Source organism: Candidatus Jidaibacter acanthamoeba (genome assembly GCF_000815465.1).
In the GTDB taxonomy this organism is placed as follows: Bacteria; Pseudomonadota; Alphaproteobacteria; order Rickettsiales; family Midichloriaceae; genus Jidaibacter; species Jidaibacter acanthamoebae.
The window spans coordinates 149437-167284 of sequence record NZ_JSWE01000096.1; the positions used below are offsets into that span (position 1 = coordinate 149437).

The 17848-nt window shown below is 33.5% G+C and carries 17 protein-coding genes; 10 read left to right on the forward strand and 7 right to left on the reverse strand.

From position 1 onward, the window contains the following. Positions 1-72 precede the first annotated feature (72 nt). Together NF27_RS11155 and NF27_RS04895 are read right to left on the reverse strand one after the other, a co-directional pair. The gene (locus NF27_RS11155; protein WP_053332589.1) at positions 73-513 is read right to left on the reverse strand and encodes a GNAT family N-acetyltransferase; all 441 of its coding nucleotides are present in this window, start codon (positions 511-513) and stop codon (positions 73-75) included. Positions 514-726: 213 nt separating this feature from the next. After that, complete coding sequence (locus NF27_RS04895; RefSeq protein ID WP_039456458.1) at positions 727-1170, reverse strand: DUF892 family protein; 444 nt, start codon at positions 1168-1170, stop codon at positions 727-729. A 149-nt stretch (positions 1171-1319) separates the two neighbouring features. Here NF27_RS04895 and NF27_RS11780 point away from each other — a divergent pair, with 149 nt between their 5' ends. The 5 genes from NF27_RS11780 to NF27_RS04920 all read left to right on the forward strand — a co-directional run bounded on the left by NF27_RS11780 (position 1320) and on the right by NF27_RS04920 (position 4409). Then, complete coding sequence (locus NF27_RS11780; protein WP_053332590.1) at positions 1320-1745, forward strand: host attachment protein; 426 nt, start codon at positions 1320-1322, stop codon at positions 1743-1745. A gap of 87 nt (positions 1746-1832) precedes the next feature. Further along, positions 1833-2267, forward strand: coding sequence for a hypothetical protein (locus tag NF27_RS04905; protein WP_039456460.1), 435 nt, complete (start codon positions 1833-1835; stop codon positions 2265-2267). A gap of 44 nt (positions 2268-2311) precedes the next feature. Next, positions 2312-2941, forward strand: coding sequence for a hypothetical protein (locus NF27_RS04910; protein WP_039456462.1), 630 nt, complete (start codon positions 2312-2314; stop codon positions 2939-2941). 29 nt (positions 2942-2970) lie between these two features. Beyond that, the gene (locus NF27_RS04915) at positions 2971-3876 is read left to right on the forward strand and encodes a cation diffusion facilitator family transporter (RefSeq protein WP_039456463.1); all 906 of its coding nucleotides are present in this window, start codon (positions 2971-2973) and stop codon (positions 3874-3876) included. 104 nt (positions 3877-3980) lie between these two features. Beyond that, positions 3981-4409 (forward strand): TraR/DksA family transcriptional regulator, encoded by a 429-nt coding sequence (locus NF27_RS04920; protein ID WP_039456465.1) that lies wholly within the window; start codon positions 3981-3983, stop codon positions 4407-4409. Here the strand turns inward: NF27_RS04920 and NF27_RS04925 are convergent. Then, a complete protein-coding gene (locus NF27_RS04925) occupies positions 4404-5114 on the reverse strand; it encodes a hypothetical protein (RefSeq protein ID WP_039456466.1) in 711 nt (236 codons plus the stop codon). The two genes, NF27_RS04920 and NF27_RS04925, sit on opposite strands and share 6 nt — an antisense overlap. A 156-nt stretch (positions 5115-5270) precedes the next feature. Here NF27_RS04925 and NF27_RS04930 point away from each other — a divergent pair, with 156 nt between their 5' ends. Then, positions 5271-5942: a histidine phosphatase family protein gene (locus tag NF27_RS04930; protein WP_039456468.1), complete on the forward strand. Its 672-nt coding sequence runs from the start codon at positions 5271-5273 to the stop codon at positions 5940-5942. A 74-nt stretch (positions 5943-6016) separates the two neighbouring features. On the opposite strand, the gene typA is transcribed toward NF27_RS04930, so the two are convergent. Continuing rightward, positions 6017-7837 (reverse strand): translational GTPase TypA, encoded by a 1821-nt coding sequence (gene typA, locus NF27_RS04935; protein ID WP_039456469.1) that lies wholly within the window; start codon positions 7835-7837, stop codon positions 6017-6019. A gap of 81 nt (positions 7838-7918) precedes the next feature. On the opposite strand from typA, the gene NF27_RS04940 reads away from it, so the two are divergent. Together NF27_RS04940 and NF27_RS04945 are read left to right on the forward strand one after the other, a co-directional pair. After that, a complete protein-coding gene (locus NF27_RS04940; protein WP_039456470.1) occupies positions 7919-8449 on the forward strand; it encodes a cytochrome b in 531 nt (176 codons plus the stop codon). A gap of 118 nt (positions 8450-8567) precedes the next feature. Beyond that, positions 8568-10559 (forward strand): acetyl-CoA carboxylase biotin carboxylase subunit, encoded by a 1992-nt coding sequence (locus NF27_RS04945; protein WP_039456472.1) that lies wholly within the window; start codon positions 8568-8570, stop codon positions 10557-10559. A gap of 263 nt (positions 10560-10822) precedes the next feature. Here the strand turns inward: NF27_RS04945 and NF27_RS04950 are convergent, their stop codons facing one another. The 3 genes from NF27_RS04950 to NF27_RS04960 all read right to left on the reverse strand — a co-directional run bounded on the left by NF27_RS04950 (position 10823) and on the right by NF27_RS04960 (position 14389). Beyond that, complete coding sequence (locus NF27_RS04950; protein WP_039456474.1) at positions 10823-11302, reverse strand: hypothetical protein; 480 nt, start codon at positions 11300-11302, stop codon at positions 10823-10825. A 460-nt stretch (positions 11303-11762) separates the two neighbouring features. Continuing rightward, entirely contained in the window at positions 11763-12587 is an 825-nt protein-coding gene (locus NF27_RS04955) for a TIGR01459 family HAD-type hydrolase (protein WP_039456476.1), read from the reverse strand. A gap of 26 nt (positions 12588-12613) precedes the next feature. Continuing rightward, complete coding sequence (locus NF27_RS04960; RefSeq protein ID WP_053332591.1) at positions 12614-14389, reverse strand: protein-disulfide reductase DsbD family protein; 1776 nt, start codon at positions 14387-14389, stop codon at positions 12614-12616. Between the two features lie 52 nt (positions 14390-14441). On the opposite strand from NF27_RS04960, the gene NF27_RS04965 reads away from it, so the two are divergent. Both NF27_RS04965 and NF27_RS04970 read left to right on the forward strand, forming a co-directional pair. After that, a complete protein-coding gene (locus tag NF27_RS04965; RefSeq protein ID WP_039456478.1) occupies positions 14442-16634 on the forward strand; it encodes a hypothetical protein in 2193 nt (730 codons plus the stop codon). A 65-nt stretch (positions 16635-16699) separates the two neighbouring features. Continuing rightward, a complete protein-coding gene (locus NF27_RS04970; RefSeq protein WP_053332592.1) occupies positions 16700-17734 on the forward strand; it encodes an MraY family glycosyltransferase in 1035 nt (344 codons plus the stop codon). The last annotated feature ends 114 nt before the right edge of the window (positions 17735-17848 follow it).

Genomic DNA, 17848 nt, shown 5'->3' on the forward strand with positions numbered 1-17848 from the left:
TAAGAAAATTTACATATCATTTTTTTAAAATTCAACTCAAGCATATATTTTTTTATAAAAACAGCAGGTGGGCTATGCTCTTAGCACGCATAAGTATCTTGGTATAGAATATGAATTATTCTCAATTAGTTGTGTCATAAATCCAAGGTTTTGATAAAAACTTACAGACTCGTTATCAGTTTCCGCTTCAATTATATTTAAATCATATTTTATAGGTAAGGTTTTTATTACTTTTGTGCCAATACCTTCTTTTTGGAAATCTGGCAAAATACTTATATGCTTTATAATTCCTTTATTGAGTCTTAGCTCTATACCTAAAAGACCTATTAAGTCATTGTTCTTTTCAATTCCAAGTAAATCAGTGGAATCCGTATGAAGATAATAATTAATGGTATCTTGGACTTTCTCCTCTGTGCTTGGATAAGTACATGATAATAATAGAGTTTTAATCAGATCAAAATATGAATCCTGATTTAGTGCAACCTTCAAATCAATAAGAGAAATTTCATCCATATCAAACACTTTTATAAAAAATTAATAAAATTTTCATAAATGTAACTTAAACGTTAATTAATTGGTGCAACTTATAAAGTTAATATGTTAAGTTGGCAATAGAATTATATTATTTTTTAGATAATAAAGAGATTAGGGGATAATCCTAGTGAATATTTGAAATGGTATTGAGCCATGCGTAAACACGGCTCATATATTATCATATATTAAGATTTAAGCAGTAGTTTCTTCCAGCCATTTTTTGTGTCTGCGTTCATCTTCTCTGGCATTTTTAATGAAGTCATCCGCGCTGCTTGGCCTATCTTCATGGTTAAGCATTCTTTCATAAGCAGTGTTAGTATCTTCCTCAGCAGCAAGCATTGCTTTTAAAATTGAGGCATCACCGATTAATTTTGCGATCGCTACTCTTCCGATCATAAGTACTTGCTTGCCGCTTGGACCATCGGTGAATTCTTCGCCGCTTGCCTTTAAAAGCTTTCTGATTCCTTCAATGTGACGTTCATGGTCGGCTTTAAACTCATTTAATTTAGCTTTATAGTTTTCATCATTAAGCCTATCAACTGCAGCTGTATAAGTTTCAGTTGCATCATATTCAAGTTCCAATAAATCTTTTAATGCGTCAGTAAATCTAGCTTGGGTGCCTACTAATGTAACCATAGTCATTCTCCTTTATATTTTTAACTTTTAATAATTTTATTGTTTTTAAGGATATTTCAAAGGTGAAAATAGTAAAAGTTTAACGTTGCCTAGCTTTAAAGCTTATATAATCTCTTTTTTATTAAAGAAATAAGAAAATTGAGGTCATTATGAGTAATAAACTGATAGTTATAGCAGATGCTAAAAATGCTATTTTTTATAAAGCGGTAGGCCTAAAAGTTACTGAGCAAAACAGTCAAATTAATGCTGATGATTTTAATATTGAGCACAAACATCCGCCAAGACGAGAAGGATTTAACCATGTCGGCTCTACCCCGAGCCATTTTTTTGATCCTCATTCCGAGTTTAAAAACCTTGAAAGAGATGAGTTTTGTAAAGAGGTAGTCAACCATATTGATTCAGTTTGCAACCATGAAAAATTTGATGAACTGATCATTGTAGCTGAGCCTAAAACTTTAGGAGACATACGTAGCAACCTTAACCCGAAGCTTAAAACCCTTGTTACTAGAGAAATTTCTAAGGATTTAATACATGCGGATAAAACTTCAATAGAAAATCACATCTTTAGTAATTAAATTTATTAGACTATATTGAATAAATAGTTAATATAATTTTAAAATTTAGTATAATAAAATATATAAACCATTCTTAAGAGGAAGATAATGAAATCGGGGAGGGAAAGTAGTAAAAGCCTTTTACCTAAATTGATGAGTACAGGTGAAAAGCAAAAATTCATAGATTGTTTTGACTTTTTAAGTCAGGATAATTACAAATTTTATGACAGTAATGATGAAGAGATTAGTAATACTGATGAGTTGATAAAATCAATAATTCCTAAATTAAGCTATTTTAAAGATGTCGAAGAACTTTTATTGCAAATATTGGAGATTAAAAGTAAGGAAGATGAATGTATTGAATTATTTACAGACCATAGTATAAAAGTTGAAGAGTACAATGATCAAAATAATTTTTTATTGAATGATAGCATATTTACAGCCAGCCAGAATACTACTGACGAATATTCTGAGCAGCACATTTATTCTATTTCTATAATTTTCGGAGATAATGCGGGTTATCATATTTCTTCCATGATATAATGAATCTTATTCCAATTAAAATTTTGCTAACTGAATAAAAGATTATGAAGAAAAAAGAAGAAATAACTATTAGGTTTGAAGATTTAAAGAAAGCTTTGGAAGATTCCAAAAATGCTTTTCTGGAAATCCGTGAATTAATTCCACAACTGAAAAAGACAAATGCTGAGGAATGTTATAACTTCTTGACTAATAAATATCAGCTTAAATTCTGTGATTCACTCGGTAAAGAGATTAATAATTTTAATAATTTATATAATACTTTTAAAAACAGCTTATCCGATAAAGAAATTATAATAGATGCTTTAGGGAAAGAGAGTAAAGAGGATTTAGCAAAACAATGTTTGGATATGTTTAAGAAAGAAGGAGTATATGTATTAGAAAAATTAAGCAATCTTGATATTGAAAATCTTAGTGAGTATACATTCCAGGCTAATAATGAGCTAAGTACGCTCAAAGCAGTAGAAATAGAAGGAAATCCCTCACAAAATTACAGTAATGATTTACAGGATATTGTTACGACAAGTTTAGATTTTTCCTTAAGTATAAGTGAAGAAGAAATCTATAGAGAGGAAGTATTTCAACAAGAATATCAAGAAATAAAATATACAATACCTACTTCTGAAGAATTATTAGATACTTTATTGACAGCTTTTAGTACAATTGAAAGTCAATAAAAAATATTTTTCATATAAAGGAATAGATAATGAGTGATATACACGGTCATACTCATAATAATTATGGTGATAATATAAATTTAGATAAGAATTATTTATTTAAAGCACTTTTATTAACTCTGAGTTTTATGGTTATTGAAATAATTGTAGCATTTGTTACCGGCTCTCTTACCATTCTTTCCGATGCCGGGCATATGTTTACCGATACTTTGGCTCTAGGCTTATCATGGTATTCGATAAAGTTATCCTCTAAAAAAGCTAATAATACATTTTCATATGGATACCATAGGGCTCAGATTATAGCGGCACTACTTAATGGGATTACACTATTTATACTATCAATATATATTATTATTGAAGCTATCATAAAAATACAAAATCCGGTAGAGTTGGACGGGTCTATACTTATTTGGGTAGGAGGCGCAGGCTTTATAGTTAATTTACTGGGGTTATATTTTATAACTAAAGCTTCTTACAATAATATTAATATTAGAAGTGCTCTATATCACGTGTTAAGTGATATGTTCGGATCATTAGCAGCAGTGATTGCAGGATGTATTATTATTTATACGCAATGGATGCTGATTGACCCGATTCTATCAATCTTAATTTCCATTCTTTTTATTAGAATAACTTGGAAACTTCTTACGGAATCTCTTTCCATTCTGATGGAAACTGCACCTTCCGATATTGATTATCAAAAATTGGAAAATGATATTAAAAATGTTAACTCTAAAATAATTGATCTTCACCATATCCATATTTGGTCAATTAATAAGAGTAAAAAGTTTATTACTCTGCACATTAAAGTTAAAGATTCTTCGGAAAATGACCTAATTATTACTTCATTAGAAAAGATTTTGCACAATAATTTTCATATAGAGCATTCAACTATTCAAATTGAAAACGAACTTTGTAATAATAAAGCATGCTAAAAGAAACCTAAAAGTTGAAATAACTATAATATTTTACTTTGAATTTTATTTATATTCGTTCAACTATCAGTCTTTAAAAGAAAAATATATATTAAGAGGCCGGTATGGTTAATAAACAAAGTGAAAAGCAAAACAGTTATAATTTTTCGAATGAGGAAGAATATATGTCGCCACAAATGCTTGAGTATTTTAAGCAAAAATTGCTTAATTGGCATGATGAGCTGCTTAGGAAAACAAGAGAAGAGGATAATGCGATACACCAAGGTCTTGGGAGAGAACCTGATCATGTGGATAGTGCAGTAAATGAAGTTGCTTTAGAAAATGAATTAATTCCCGGGATTAATCATGATAGAGGATTATTAGCGCAGGTTGAAGAGGCATTAAACAGGATAGAACAGGGTGACTACGGCTTTTGCAGTGTAACCGGAGAGCCGATCGGTTTTGCGCGTCTTGATGCTTGGCCGATAGCCACCCGAAGTATTGAGGCACAGGAAGAAGAGGAAAAGAATAATAAAGTACATACTAAGTTATAGTTCATCCTGACCTTTCGCCTCGGGAGTTAAATAACAATGCTGGTCATCATTAATACAATGTTGATCCTGTTCCTCGTAAGGTGAGATATTATTACCATATGAAAAAAAGCCGTCATTTTTAACATATTCTAAAGGCTCAAAAGCTTTAAAGAGTGCTTTTGCCCCAAAAACGGCAATTCCTGCTTTGCCGAAGGGAATAGCGCCCTTATAAGCAAAATATGCCATCATCAAACCTTCAGCGATCTCTGCAATATTAAAGCCTGCGGAAGTAAATTTGAAATTAATTTTTTCTAAAAACCCTTGCTCATGTTCATTGGTAGGATTTTGGAAATTACTTCTTAAGCTACTTCTTAAGCTTGAAGAAATTTTTAAAGAGTGTTCACTGATATACTTAATCAGCTGATCGGTTTCTTCTATAATAGTATTATTTTCTTTAGCAAACTGACTATCGGTAGTTACCTTCCCCAAAATTGAAGCAAGACTGCTGACTAACTGTGCAGACGGATTTTTTGCATCTGCGGAACTTATTATACCTTGAGCATATGCGCTGACTTCGGAATAGTTTAATAGTTCTACCGCTTCTAATTTGAGTAAATCGTTAATTAAACCGGCGGGCAAGTCGGTTTTATTTTTTACTATATTAGTTACCGTGGTATTTAATACTTTAATTAATTTATGAAAATCTTTTACCAGCATTTGTTGCATAATATACCCCCTAAATAACAGTTTAATAAAATTTAGAAGAATAAATATCTAATATAAATTAGAAAAATATATATTTTTAAACTTGAGTTATTGTTAATCATCTAACTCATTCTATAATGAGATATATAATATATGACTAAAAACTAGTGTTTAGCTATGCAGATAATTGAAACTTTAAAATATATAGATAAGGATTTACCGACAATTTTTATTATTAGACATGCGGAAAGATTTTACAAAGACTCCCCTGAGCATGACTTTTTTTGTTACTTAACCGAACAAGGCAAGCAGCAATCTCTACTATTGGGTAAGTATATCAAAGAAAATCTCGGTAATATTACTAAAGTTTCGAGCAGTATTGTTGAAAGATGCATTGAAACAGGAGTTAAAGTAATAGAAGGGAACGACAGCAAGATAGGTGTTAATAAGGTTGAATACCTAACCAAGGCTTTTGTTTATGACCCACAAAATGCCATGATTGAGTTTCCACAGTATACAGTCAAGGAGCTGGTTAAAATGCATTTAGCCGAGAATATGATCAGTTGTATGCGAAAGCGGGATGAAGGGATTAAAATGTTACTTTCCCCTATAATTCAGGATTTACTGGATTTAGATAACAGATCCTTATATGTAACTCATGATTATTTACTAGGCATGTTATATGCTATGTTAGTCGATTTGCCTATTGATAAAGTCGAGGAGGAATGGTTTAGCTATCTGGACGGCGTGTGTTTGCAAAAAACCAATGAAAGTAAGTTTATACTTTATCGAAAAGAAAGCGCTATAGATATTACTGAAAACCTATCCAAGTTTGAAATTAAATTTTAGAGCTGTAAAAAAACTCCCCCTTTTTAACAAGAGGGAGTTCAGATAGTTCTTATAATTAAAAAGAGGTCTGAATATTAAACGTCTTCTTTTCTGCTTGATTTTTTCCTGTCATGCGGATTGAGGTGTTTCTTTCTAATCCTTATATTCTTTGGAGTTACTTCAACAAGCTCGTCTCTATCAATATAAGAAATGACTTCCTCAAGCGTAATTTCCCTAGGAGGGGTAAGTACAATATTCTCATCAGTACCGGATGCTCTCATGTTAGTTAACTTCTTGCCTCTTACGGCATTAACTTCAAGGTCGTTATCCCTATTGTGTTCACCGATAATCATGCCCTCATATACTTTGGTTTTAGGCGGGATGAACATTGTGCCTCTATCCTCAAGATTCCAAATCGCATATGCGGTTGTTTCCCCGTCGCAATTAGAGATAAGTACACCGTTTCTTCTGCCTTCAATTTCTCCGCGATATTCCTGATATGAATGGAATAGTCTACTGAGTACTCCGGTTCCTCTGGTATCGTTTCTAAACTCACCTTGATAACCGATTAAGCTTCTTGACGGAACATGGAAGATAATTCTGATTTTATTTCCACCCGATGGACGCATATCTTTAAGCTCACCTTTTCTTTGCGATAATTTCTCAACTACCACACCGCTATAGTTTTCATCTACGTCAACTACCACCTCTTCAATCGGTTCTAAAAGCCCGTTATTTTCATCACGCTTAAATAATACTCTCGGACGTGATACGGATAACTCAAAACCTTCTCTTCTCATAGTCTCGATTAACACACCGAGTTGTAATTCTCCTCTTCCTCCGACTTCAAAGCTTTCACCTTGTTCATTGATGCTTAAAGTTATCGCCACATTAGTTTCCGCCTCGCGTTTAAGCCTGTCCAGTATCATCCTTGAGGTGACTTTAGTTCCTTCTTGGCCTGCAAAGGGAGAGTCGTTTACCCCGATAGTAATTGCCATAGTCGGCGGATCAATCGGAGTTGATTTTAAAGGTATGGTAACGGAAGCATCGCAAATAGTATCTGAAACGGTAGCCTTCTCTACTCCTGCGATCGCAATGATATCTCCGGCTTCAATCTCGGTTAAAGGTATACGTTCAATTCCTTTGAAACCGAATAGTTTAGTCAGTTTAGTCGATTCAATAAGTTCGCCGTTTAAATTCATTGATTTTACATTTAAATTTACTTTAGCGGTACCTGCATAAACTTTACCGATTAATATCCTACCCACATACGGATCATAATTAAGAATGGTAGCAAGCATTGAGAAAGGTGCGGTTCTATCAACATTCGGCTGAGGAATATGTTTAATAATCAATTGAAATAGCGGTGTTAAATCCGTTCTTTCATCTTTTAAGTCGGTAACTGCCCAGCCGTCTCTTCCGACTGCGTATAGTACAGGGAAATCTAATTGCTCTTCCGTTGCATCAAGCGCAGCAAATAAGTCAAAAATTTCATTTAATACCTCATCTATTCTGCTGTCGGGTCTATCAACCTTATTGATAACTACAATCGGTCTTAAGCCTAATTTTAAAGCTTTACTAAGTACGAATTTAGTTTGAGGCATAGGCCCTTCGGAAGCATCAACCAGGAGAACTACTCCATCTACCATAGATAGTACGCGCTCAACTTCTCCTCCAAAGTCTGCGTGCCCTGGTGTATCAACTATATTTAATTTATAATCTTCATAATGTATAGATGTGCATTTAGCAAGAATGGTTATTCCGCGTTCTTTTTCCAATTCGTTAGAGTCCATTACTCTTTCGTCAACTTGCTGATTATCGCGGAAAGTACCGCTTTGCTTAAGCATGTTATCTATAAGTGTAGTTTTGCCGTGATCTACGTGTGCAATAATTGCTAAATTTCTAATATTATTCATTTACTGATTCGTTAATTATTTATAAGCTCTAAGAGTATAATTAATTTAACGATAATTATCAAACTATATTGAGAGAATAATATGCAGGAAGTGAAAAAATATCCTTTAAGCATGCGTTTAATGCACTGGGGATTAGGTATAATAATACTTGTAATGCTCTTTGTCGGGCTATATATGGTCAATTTACCGGTCGATAATCCGTTTAAATGGGAGCTGTATAATTTACATAAATCATTCGGGGTAATTGTTTTTGTGCTGGCAATTATACGTTTAGGTATAAGAGCTGCTTCTCAAATACCACCTCTTCCGAAAGAGATATCAACTTTAGAATCCAAGTTATCGATTTTATTTACAGTCTTGCTTTACTTAAGTATGTTTATTATGCCTCTAAGCGGATATATTTCTTCAACAGCGGGAGGATTCGGAGTGAAATTCTTTTCGCTTGATATGCCGAATTTTTTCTCAGAAAAGAATTTTGATTTATCCAGAATTGCTATTACTGTTCATATATATGTAGCATATTTTATGATTGCCGTGCTTTGCCTACACCTTAGCGCACCCATAAAGCATTTATTTATAGATAAAATAAATATATTCAAAAGGATGCTTTAAAAGGTAGTTAACGGGTTGCTAATATAAGATTTTTGCTTAAACTCTCATGCAACCTTACTTCTTGTAAAGAGAGTTAAACTGATATATAAAGATTGCAAAATAAACTTAATACCTTTTTATGTTTAAGCGAATTTTAATTGCAAACCGCGGTGAAATTGCCTGCAGAATTATCAAAACTGCAAAAAAAATGGGGATTCAAACTGTTGCTGTATATTCTGAAGCCGATACCAATTCTCTACATGTTAAGCTTGCTGATAAAGCTATATATATCGGGCATTCTCCCTCTACACAAAGTTATTTAAACCAAAAAAGCATTATTAATGCGGTAAAAATATCAGGCGCCGATGCGGTACATCCCGGGTATGGATTTTTATCCGAAAATACTGACTTTGCAGCCCGCTTGGAAAAATTAGGGATTACTTTTATCGGCCCTTCTTCTTATGCGATCAAAATGATGGGTGATAAGATTGAAGCAAAGAAAATTGCTAAAAAAGCAGGAGTGAATATCGTTCCCGGGTATATGGGTGCTATAAAAAATGATAGGGATGCAGTTAGAATCGCAAGTAAAATCGGTTATCCAATAATGCTTAAAGCCGCAGCGGGAGGCGGTGGGAAAGGCATGAGAGTAGTAAGAAGTTCCGAAGAAATGAAACAAGCTTTCAGCTCGACTACCAATGAAGCTAAGAACAATTTTTCCGATGAAAGAACATTTATAGAAAAATTTATTGAAAATCCTCGACATATTGAAATTCAATTACTTGGTGATAAACACGGAAATTATGTTTGTGTAGGTGAGCGAGAATGTTCTATACAAAGGCACCATCAAAAAGTGATTGAAGAAGCTCCGAGCCCGTTTATTGATGAAAGAACCCGTAAGAAAATGTATGCTCAGGCAGTTGCACTTGCTAAAGAAGTTAAGTATTTTTCTGCCGGAACAATAGAGTATATTGTAGATCCGAAAAAGAATTTTTATTTTTTGGAAATGAATACCAGGCTTCAGGTGGAGCATCCAGTAACCGAGCTGGTTAGCGGGGTAGATTTGGTTGAGCAGATGATTAGAGTCGCAGCAGGTGAAAGATTGCAGCTTAAACAAAAAGATATAAAATTAAACGGCTGGGCATTTGAATCCAGAATTTATGCTGAAGACCCGAGCTCAGGCTTCTTGCCTTCTACGGGAAGAGTATATACTTATAAAGAACCTCAGGCAACTGAAGGGGTGAGAGTGGATACCGGGATTTATGAAGGTGGAGAGGTAAGCATGTTTTATGATGCTATGATCTCTAAACTTTGTTCATACGGTGCTGATAGAAATGAAGCGATTACTAAAATGAAGAACGCTTTAAGTCAATATGTGATTCGAGGCATCTCTCATAATATCAGTTTCCTTCAAGCTATATATAACTCTGAACGATTCGTTAAAGGAGACCTTTCAACTAACTTTATCGAAGAAGAATTTAAAGGTGGTTTTACAGGTGCAGTTTTAAATGATGAGCAAAGTGCGGTTATATTGTGTGCGACCGTGTTTATCTTCTTAACTGATGCTAAACGTGCGGCAAGCGTTTCAGGTCAACTGCGGGGAAGGTGTAGAGCGATTGGTACGCGCTGGGTAATAAACTTAGACGGCAAAAACTATCCGGTAACCGTACGACCGATTGAAGACGGCTATAAAATTACTTTTGAGAACAGAAGATTTTATATAACCAGCAAATGGGTTCTAGGAAGTAAATTGTTCCCGTGTAAAGTGAACGGTCAGCAGTATAACTTACAGGTAGAGTATGTAATGGGCGGCTTTGATCTTAGGTTTATGGGCTCCACGGTAAGGGCTGCTGTGTTTACTCCAAGGGCTGCCGAACTTACTAAATTTGTCAAAATATCCAACGGTAAAGATATTCAGCCTGATTTGATTGCTAATATTGCCGGCCTTATTGTGGATATTAAAGTTAAAGAAGGTGATAAAGTTGTGAAAGGCCAGCCACTGGTAGTAATAGAAGCAATGAAGATGGAAAACGTCTTTTTCAGCCAAATTGACGGTAGGGTTAGTAAAATACATGTTAATTCTAAGGAAGTTATTGCGAATGGTGATACCATAATCTCGATTGAAGCGGATTAAGGACGTATGCAAGACCATTTGAGTTTAATTTCAGCATAAAAAATTAAAAAGTAATGCGGCAATATGGCTATTTATATTAGGCAAAATTTCTATCCTAATTTTATTTATCATTGATTGATAAAAATTCATTATCCAACTAGATATTTTTTTAAATATATTGGAAAGTACAATAGTTCAAAATCTTTGGCTTAATAGTGAATCGAATAAGCTAAAATCGCCCGATGAGATTAGTATAACACAATATGTTCCTCTGAAGAGATAACTTACTTAGCAACTTCATTCCAAATTAGGTCAAATTGGTTTTTATATGCTAAAGCCAGATCTGCATTTTCAATTAATACTACTTTTAAACTTTGCCACATTAGATAGGCAATCTTATTATGGTAGATATAGGTTGAAATTCCGCTAAAGTATTTATTAGGTATAAACCTATCTTCAACAAAGGACTTTCTTTCTTCAACCAAGTACTCATTTTTTTTGTCCGCAACTAAGCACCTAAAAACCACATTATTTAATTCAGACAGCCGGCGGTAAAATTTAATCATGTATTCATCACCAAAATATTGGAAATATACTCTCCTATCAAGCCCTGATAATCTTACTATACCTGAATTTTCACTCATAACTTCATATATATCGTTCATCGCCTGCTCAAATGCCTGTATTCCTTCAAGCACCGTAATATTATGTGATGAGAGGGCAGGTACTAATTGTTTAACATATGCAGGTTTATTTTCCGACATGCTATTGCTTTTACTATTGTACATTTTTTATATTTAATCAGGTTTAATTGATACTATATATATTAGTTGCTATAGTAATAAAGCAATATAAATATTAATTATTTTATAAAATAATTATAAAGTTTTATTAAAATTATATTAACAAGCCTATTAATCTGCTGTTATAATTGCTTTATAGTACAAGATCTGTAGAACTAATAAATTATATAATTAAAAACTGCATTGCTGTGATCCCTAATATAGGGCAATCTATTAATATCTTTTTCAATTAAGTTGTAGAGAGAACTATCATGAGAAGTATATAGCTCCTTTTCAAAAAATAGAGCTTACCAGTTGATAAACAGAATATTGGAAGCCAATAAATAGCTCATTATTTGAAATAGGAGAAATACTCTTGTAATGAAATAGAAAATTTTTTATAAAAGATTTCCTCAAACATTATTTTTAACTAAACAAAAAATTACATTTGGAAATAATCACAGATATAGCTGGGAATTATTTTATGTCCTTTAATAAACAAATCTAAATTTGTAAAATTTTTATATATACCTTTAGAAATTAAAAGAGAATCTATACCGAAGTTTTTTGCACCTAAAATATCTGTATTTAAATTATCGCCGATAGCAAGCATTCTAGATTTATCATACTTAGAATCTTTTACAGCATACTGATACATTTCCGTATAAGGTTTTCCGTAATATCTAACTACTCCGCCGAGTGATTCATATTTATTTGCAATAAACCCTGCCGGATATCTTAGTTCATTTCCATGATAAACTACGGTATCAGGGTTAGGGCATAAAGCAACAATATTATTGCCAATGGCTTTTTTTAATATTTCGTCATGCTTATCAAGTTCATCGCTGTTTTCCAAAAATGTAAGTATAACAAGAACCTCTGCCTGCTCAATATCTTGAGTTCGGTTATAAAATTCGCTTAAATCCAAATCTCGATTATATTCGTATCCTAAAATATAAGCTGTGCTTTTGTGATTATATTTTCGAAAATTTCTCTTTAATTCTTGTAGGAATAAATCCCCTGAAGTAATGATTTTTTCATCTCCGCAAATATATCCTAAATCTGCCAGCTTTTTTCTGACTATATTTTGCGGTCGGGGAGCATTAGTAAAGAATATAATATCTTTTTGCATTTCTTTTAAGGTATTTAATGTATTTATCGCCTTAGGGTAGGCGTTGAGCCCATTATGCACCACACCGCTCATATCAATTAAGTAAGTATGATATTTTTCTGCGATTTCTCCGAGACCCTTAATATACCTTTGCATAAACTAATAACTTTGTTTACAAAAAACTATATAGGAATATCACTCTGTTTACAATCCTTTAATCCGTTTATTTCATTATAAATGATGGACTTAGTTAGTATTTCAGGTAGTATAATTCCGTTAGGGTTTTCTTTACTTACTATTATATTAAAAGGAATGCCGTGCCGGTCATATTTTTTTAAAAATCGGCTTATTAAGTCCGATTTATTAGTATAATCAGCCCTCAATAATTTTATATTCCGAGTGCTAAGAAATTTTATAATCTCATCGTGCTCTAATACATTAAATTTATTCATTTTGCATGTTAAGCACCACTCTGCGGTAATATCTATAAACACTACATAATCTTTTGCTATATACTCATTAACCTTTTCCTCGGAAAAGCTTTCCCATACATGATTTCTTAGCTCGTTATTATGGGAGTGGGAAAGGTATATAGATGCAAAATAACCAAGTATTGCAACCCCAACTAAAATAGCCCCTGCTTTAAGAGAGGAGCGGTTTTTAGTAAAAATAAGCTTGATTAGGATAATTAATGTAATAAAGAGAAAAATTTCTACAAAGTCGGCTTGGAATGAGAGTACATAAAATAACCATAAGGCAGTTAAAGCCAGCAAAACTGAAAAAATCTTCTTTAGCTTAATCATCCATGCTCCAGGCTTGGGTAAAAACCTAAGTAAGCCCGGTCTAATTAAAAGTAGAATAAATGGTAAAGCCATACCGATCCCAACAAAAATATAGATCAGTAGTAGCTTAGGAAAGCTCTGGCTTAGCCCGAATGCAATTGCAAGCGAGAGAAACGGTGCAGTACAAGGGGTTGCAAGGAGGGTTGCAAACATACCCGTAAAAAAGCTTCCTAATATATTACTTTTGGTGTGTTCCGAATAATTAAAGATTCTGTTTAAAAAGGGTGGCAATTGAATTTCGAAGCTACCCCATAGGTTGCTTGCAAATAATAACAACATAGTTATTAAGAACATGATAAATATCGGCTCTTGAAAGTGGAATCCCCAGCCTAACGAATGCCCGAAGCTTTTCAAAATTTGAGTAAGACTTGCAAGCATGATAAAAGAAAAGATGATACCTAATATGGTAAATAATAAAGAGATCTTTATGTTTCTCTGATCATTAGTTAAGTTTTTCATTACACTAAGAATTTTTAGCGAAAGGACGGGAAGTACGCATGGCATCAAGTTCAAAATAAACCCGCCTAACATCGCGAATAAAAGAATTGCAAGCAGTGAATATGAAGGATCGGGTGAGTTTTCTACATTTAAAGCTACCTGATATAGCGCATAACCTGCTTCATCAAAGTATCCGTAGGGTATATTAAACAGAATTTTTTTACTTTCTCTTATGCAACTTTCCTTACAAGCTGCGTAATCAACATGAATTACAGCAATAATTTCCTGATCGTTTTGAATAGGAATTATTTCAATTGGTATAGTTATCTCATTATTATAGTAATTAATACTAAAGCCTTCATAGATAGACGTTTTAAATTGAGGCCAAAGTATTTGGTAAGACTTAATATTATTCGCGTCTTTAAGTTTGATTTTTAAAGGGATCCCACTTTCACCGGGAATATTTGCATACATTTTCCAGTTTTCGGCAATGTTAAACTTAAGAATTACTATAGCTTTTTCTTTTTCGTAGCTAACCCTTGTTAATGAAAGACTAATCGGTAAATCATCGGTTTGAGCATAGCAGTAATTATAGAAAAAAATTCCTATAAAATAAATAATTAATAATAAATATTTGAATCCATATACAAAATTAGGCCTATATATTATTTTTTTCATAATAAAAATGTGCTAAAATATTTTATAAAGTATATTAGCAAGATAAAAGTTAATGTTAAACATAAACCCTACCTGGAATTGGAATTCTTCACTGTTTTCTCAAATTGATTTTAAAAATTCTTTATTTTTTAAGCCTACACTTGAACTGAATCCTATTGCTAATGTTGTAGGCGGGATTTTATCAATTTATACTTTCAGTAATTTTTTAGATACGTGGAATCATAAATTTTCAACCGCTGAAAAATTGAAAGAGCTTAACTTAAGAGATGTTTATCATATACTTAGCCTCTCTACGCTAATCGCTCCTCTTGCCGGTATTATCCAAAATTCTTCAGTATTTTATAAAAGTTACTCAAGCTATCTTTATAGCTCTTTGAGGGGTAATAATATATACACCCTGTTGGGAGGTTCAATTGTCCTATATAATCTTCCCAATGCTTTAAAATCAGTATATAATTTAGCAAGCCGAAAAGGAACTGCCGATGATTGGCTCACAATTGCTAAAACCGGTGCTTTGTATACAATCGGAGCCGGGTTTATATGTAACTCTAAATGGATTTTAAATGCCGTAAGTCCTTGGGTTCAAGCTATTAACACCTGGAACATTTCCGCCATGCTGCTTTTCAGATCTTTTGATATTATTAGCGGCAGAGATAGGGACGATTCCGCTTTAGAAGCTTCGTTAAGTATCATATTTACGGTAGCCGGATTTTTCACCCTAAATGGGGCTATAAAATCCGGGATTGCGTTAGCGCTCGTGTATAAATTTTCCTCATATTTAGGAACAGATGGGCAATATACAAAATTATTGCGTTATGTTGATAGGATAACCACCGTCGGAGCCGCAATTTATATGGCACCTAAAGTTATAGGCCTTGTTATGGGGGCAACTGCTTCTCCGGCTTTATCCTCTGTTGCCGGGTTTATATCTTCAATCGGTATTTCACAATTTTTATCATCTGTTGCAACTTATGTTGGTTCAACTCAAGCAGCGGCGGTGGCCGCTCCTGTTGTAACCTATTTTTCTCCGCTTTTATTACCGGCGGCTGCTTTAACGATCGGCGGATTAGCGTTTTATAAAGGCTATTCTTTTCATAAAGAACGGATGAATTCAACCTATAAAGATCCTAAGCACATACTTTATGATCCGGAAGGAAGAAGAGAATTCAAAATAACGGACATTTTAACGAATACTTTTAATATCAGCAGAAATTTTCATAATCTTGAGTTAAGGAGCGGGATAAAGATGATTCCGGCCATGGCTGCAATAGGGATAAGTTTCGGGGTTGGAACTATCTTATGCTATTCATGCGTAGCTGTGTTTGCTCCCTACCTGGCTCCGCTTGCTACTAGTGCAGCAGTTGTTATTATTCCTAAAATTGCTGCCGGCGGTCTTACGGGATATTTAGCGAGTGCCGGAATAGTTGCAGGGACTGGTGCTTTATTAGGAGGGATAAAGGGGCTATATGGAGGGAATATAGTGCAGAATACTATAAAATACGCCGGGTATGCCGGGGGTGCCTTATTATTATCCTCATTAGCATTTGGAAGTAATGCAGGCGTATTAGCCGTTGCTGCGCTTACTTCAGTGGCTCCTGTAGTAGTAGCTTTCTCTATCGGGGCTTTTGTGTCCTCTATAATTATAGCAAACATCTCTACTTTTGCTTATCAGCAGAAAAAACCAGGACATGTTGTAACTGCTGAAAGGCTACTTTCAAATATAACAGAGCTTAATAAACAACTTAAAAAAATTCCCTTTGAGGAGTATCCAAGTTTTTTCATCGGTGAGATAAACCGGGGAGCTATATATATTGAAGCTTCAAGAATTAACCTTCCTGCCGGTATAACTTCACTTGACTTATTGCAACCGGGAAACGGTGCAAATGCTTTAGTACCGGTCGAAAACCCGGGAGCTATGCCTAATGCTGGAATTAACTATTCTTATCAACCTGTTGAAAATATAGATAAAATAAATGATTTTATGAGTAACCTGCAAAAGTTAGCCGGAATAGTTTCCGAATTTTACAATTTTAATGAAAGTCAACGAAAACAATTTATCCAAGCTACGCTATTATTTAAAAAAGATATAAAATATTTTAAAAAACAAATTACAGACCATTCTATTACCAACCCTGAAGATAAAATAACATCCAAAAATATTTTATATGTCTTAAACGAATGCCAAGCAACTCTTAAATCTTTAGATAAAACAATTAACCCTGATCAGATTTATAAAGGAATCTAGATAAAAAAGGTTTTATATAATTTTGTTTTTGTTAATATAATTTTTAAAATTTTAGAAAGCTAATAATGAGCCTTGAGTTAAGTATAGTTACATTAATCGGTTGTTTCATTTTTTCTTATTTACTTTCGGGGAATTTTATTCGACTGCTTACTAAAAAGAAAATTATTGCTATCCCAAACAGTAGAAGTAACCATAAATCACCTACTCCGCTCGGGGGAGGGTTAGCTATAATTATCTCCTTCTTTATCGGCTGTATTCCCTTTCTGTTCCTCTATAATGATACAGTAAAACCTCCTCTCTATATTGCTTCCGCACTTGCACTATTATGTGTAATTTCATTTAGGGATGATATTAAGCATGTCCCGGCCGCTATAAGGCTTATAGCTCATTTTGTGGCGGCTATTATAGGTGCATTCGTAGTTAAGCATAACGGCTTAATTTTTAAAGGTATTATTGATCCGGATATTGAATATATTTTTATTGTTCTTGCGATTGTAACTTTCATTAACCTTTTTAATTTTATGGATGGCATAGACGGCATCACAGGCGCGCAAGTCATTTATTTAGGGATAGCAATTGCTTTAATTTTAAGTTTTTTGAACAATCAGAGCAGTTATATCTATATATCACTTCTGCTGGTTGCATGTACTTTCGGATTTTTAATATATAATTGGCATCCGGCACGCATTTTTATCGGGGATGCGGGAAGTATTACCATCGGTTACATTCTTTCATTATTACTATTGATTATTGCTGCTAAAGGAGCCTGGGTGCAGGCAATTATTCTTCCTATGTATTATTTCGCCGATGCAGGATATATACTGTTAAAACGAGCAATATCTTTGGAAAAAATTTGGCAGGCTCATTCGGAACATTTCTTTCAACGTGCGGTGAGGGCGGGGAGAAGTCATGCCGAGGTGGTAGTAAAAATTATTATACTAAATATTATTTTGCTTAATCTGAGTTTGGGAGCTTTGCATTTTAAGGGAGAAATCTTAATTGAATGCCTCTTTATATTATGTGCTTTGGTAGGAACTATTGTTACTATTAATATTTTACCTATCAAAATACCATTGCTGGATTTAAAAGCAAAAAGGTAACAGTAATGCAAATTAACGTTTTATTAACTATTCATCATTAAAGTATTAATAAATAATTATATTTATTTTACTTAGGTGAGAGAAAGATTTTGGAAAATAGTTAATAGCCGGCGT

What these genes read in the sequence shown, in the direction of transcription:
- NF27_RS04965 (WP_039456478.1), top strand. Translation starts at nt 14,442, where the DNA reads ATGTTAAACATAAACCCTACCTGGAATTGGAATTCTTCACTGTTTTCT.
- NF27_RS04945 (WP_039456472.1), top strand. Translation starts at nt 8,568, where the DNA reads ATGTTTAAGCGAATTTTAATTGCAAACCGCGGTGAAATTGCCTGCAGA.
- NF27_RS11155 (WP_053332589.1), bottom strand. Translation starts at nt 513, where the DNA reads ATGGATGAAATTTCTCTTATTGATTTGAAGGTTGCACTAAATCAGGAT.
- NF27_RS04955 (WP_039456476.1), bottom strand. Translation starts at nt 12,587, where the DNA reads ATGCAAAGGTATATTAAGGGTCTCGGAGAAATCGCAGAAAAATATCAT.
- NF27_RS04920 (WP_039456465.1), top strand. Translation starts at nt 3,981, where the DNA reads ATGGTTAATAAACAAAGTGAAAAGCAAAACAGTTATAATTTTTCGAAT.
- NF27_RS04960 (WP_053332591.1), bottom strand. Translation starts at nt 14,389, where the DNA reads ATGAAAAAAATAATATATAGGCCTAATTTTGTATATGGATTCAAATAT.
- NF27_RS04915 (WP_039456463.1), top strand. Translation starts at nt 2,971, where the DNA reads ATGAGTGATATACACGGTCATACTCATAATAATTATGGTGATAATATA.
- NF27_RS04905 (WP_039456460.1), top strand. Translation starts at nt 1,833, where the DNA reads ATGAAATCGGGGAGGGAAAGTAGTAAAAGCCTTTTACCTAAATTGATG.
- NF27_RS04950 (WP_039456474.1), bottom strand. Translation starts at nt 11,302, where the DNA reads ATGTCGGAAAATAAACCTGCATATGTTAAACAATTAGTACCTGCCCTC.
- NF27_RS04910 (WP_039456462.1), top strand. Translation starts at nt 2,312, where the DNA reads ATGAAGAAAAAAGAAGAAATAACTATTAGGTTTGAAGATTTAAAGAAA.
- typA (WP_039456469.1), bottom strand. Translation starts at nt 7,837, where the DNA reads ATGAATAATATTAGAAATTTAGCAATTATTGCACACGTAGATCACGGC.
- NF27_RS04940 (WP_039456470.1), top strand. Translation starts at nt 7,919, where the DNA reads ATGCAGGAAGTGAAAAAATATCCTTTAAGCATGCGTTTAATGCACTGG.
- NF27_RS04925 (WP_039456466.1), bottom strand. Translation starts at nt 5,114, where the DNA reads ATGCAACAAATGCTGGTAAAAGATTTTCATAAATTAATTAAAGTATTA.
- NF27_RS04895 (WP_039456458.1), bottom strand. Translation starts at nt 1,170, where the DNA reads ATGGTTACATTAGTAGGCACCCAAGCTAGATTTACTGACGCATTAAAA.
- NF27_RS11780 (WP_053332590.1), top strand. Translation starts at nt 1,320, where the DNA reads ATGAGTAATAAACTGATAGTTATAGCAGATGCTAAAAATGCTATTTTT.
- NF27_RS04970 (WP_053332592.1), top strand. Translation starts at nt 16,700, where the DNA reads ATGAGCCTTGAGTTAAGTATAGTTACATTAATCGGTTGTTTCATTTTT.
- NF27_RS04930 (WP_039456468.1), top strand. Translation starts at nt 5,271, where the DNA reads ATGCAGATAATTGAAACTTTAAAATATATAGATAAGGATTTACCGACA.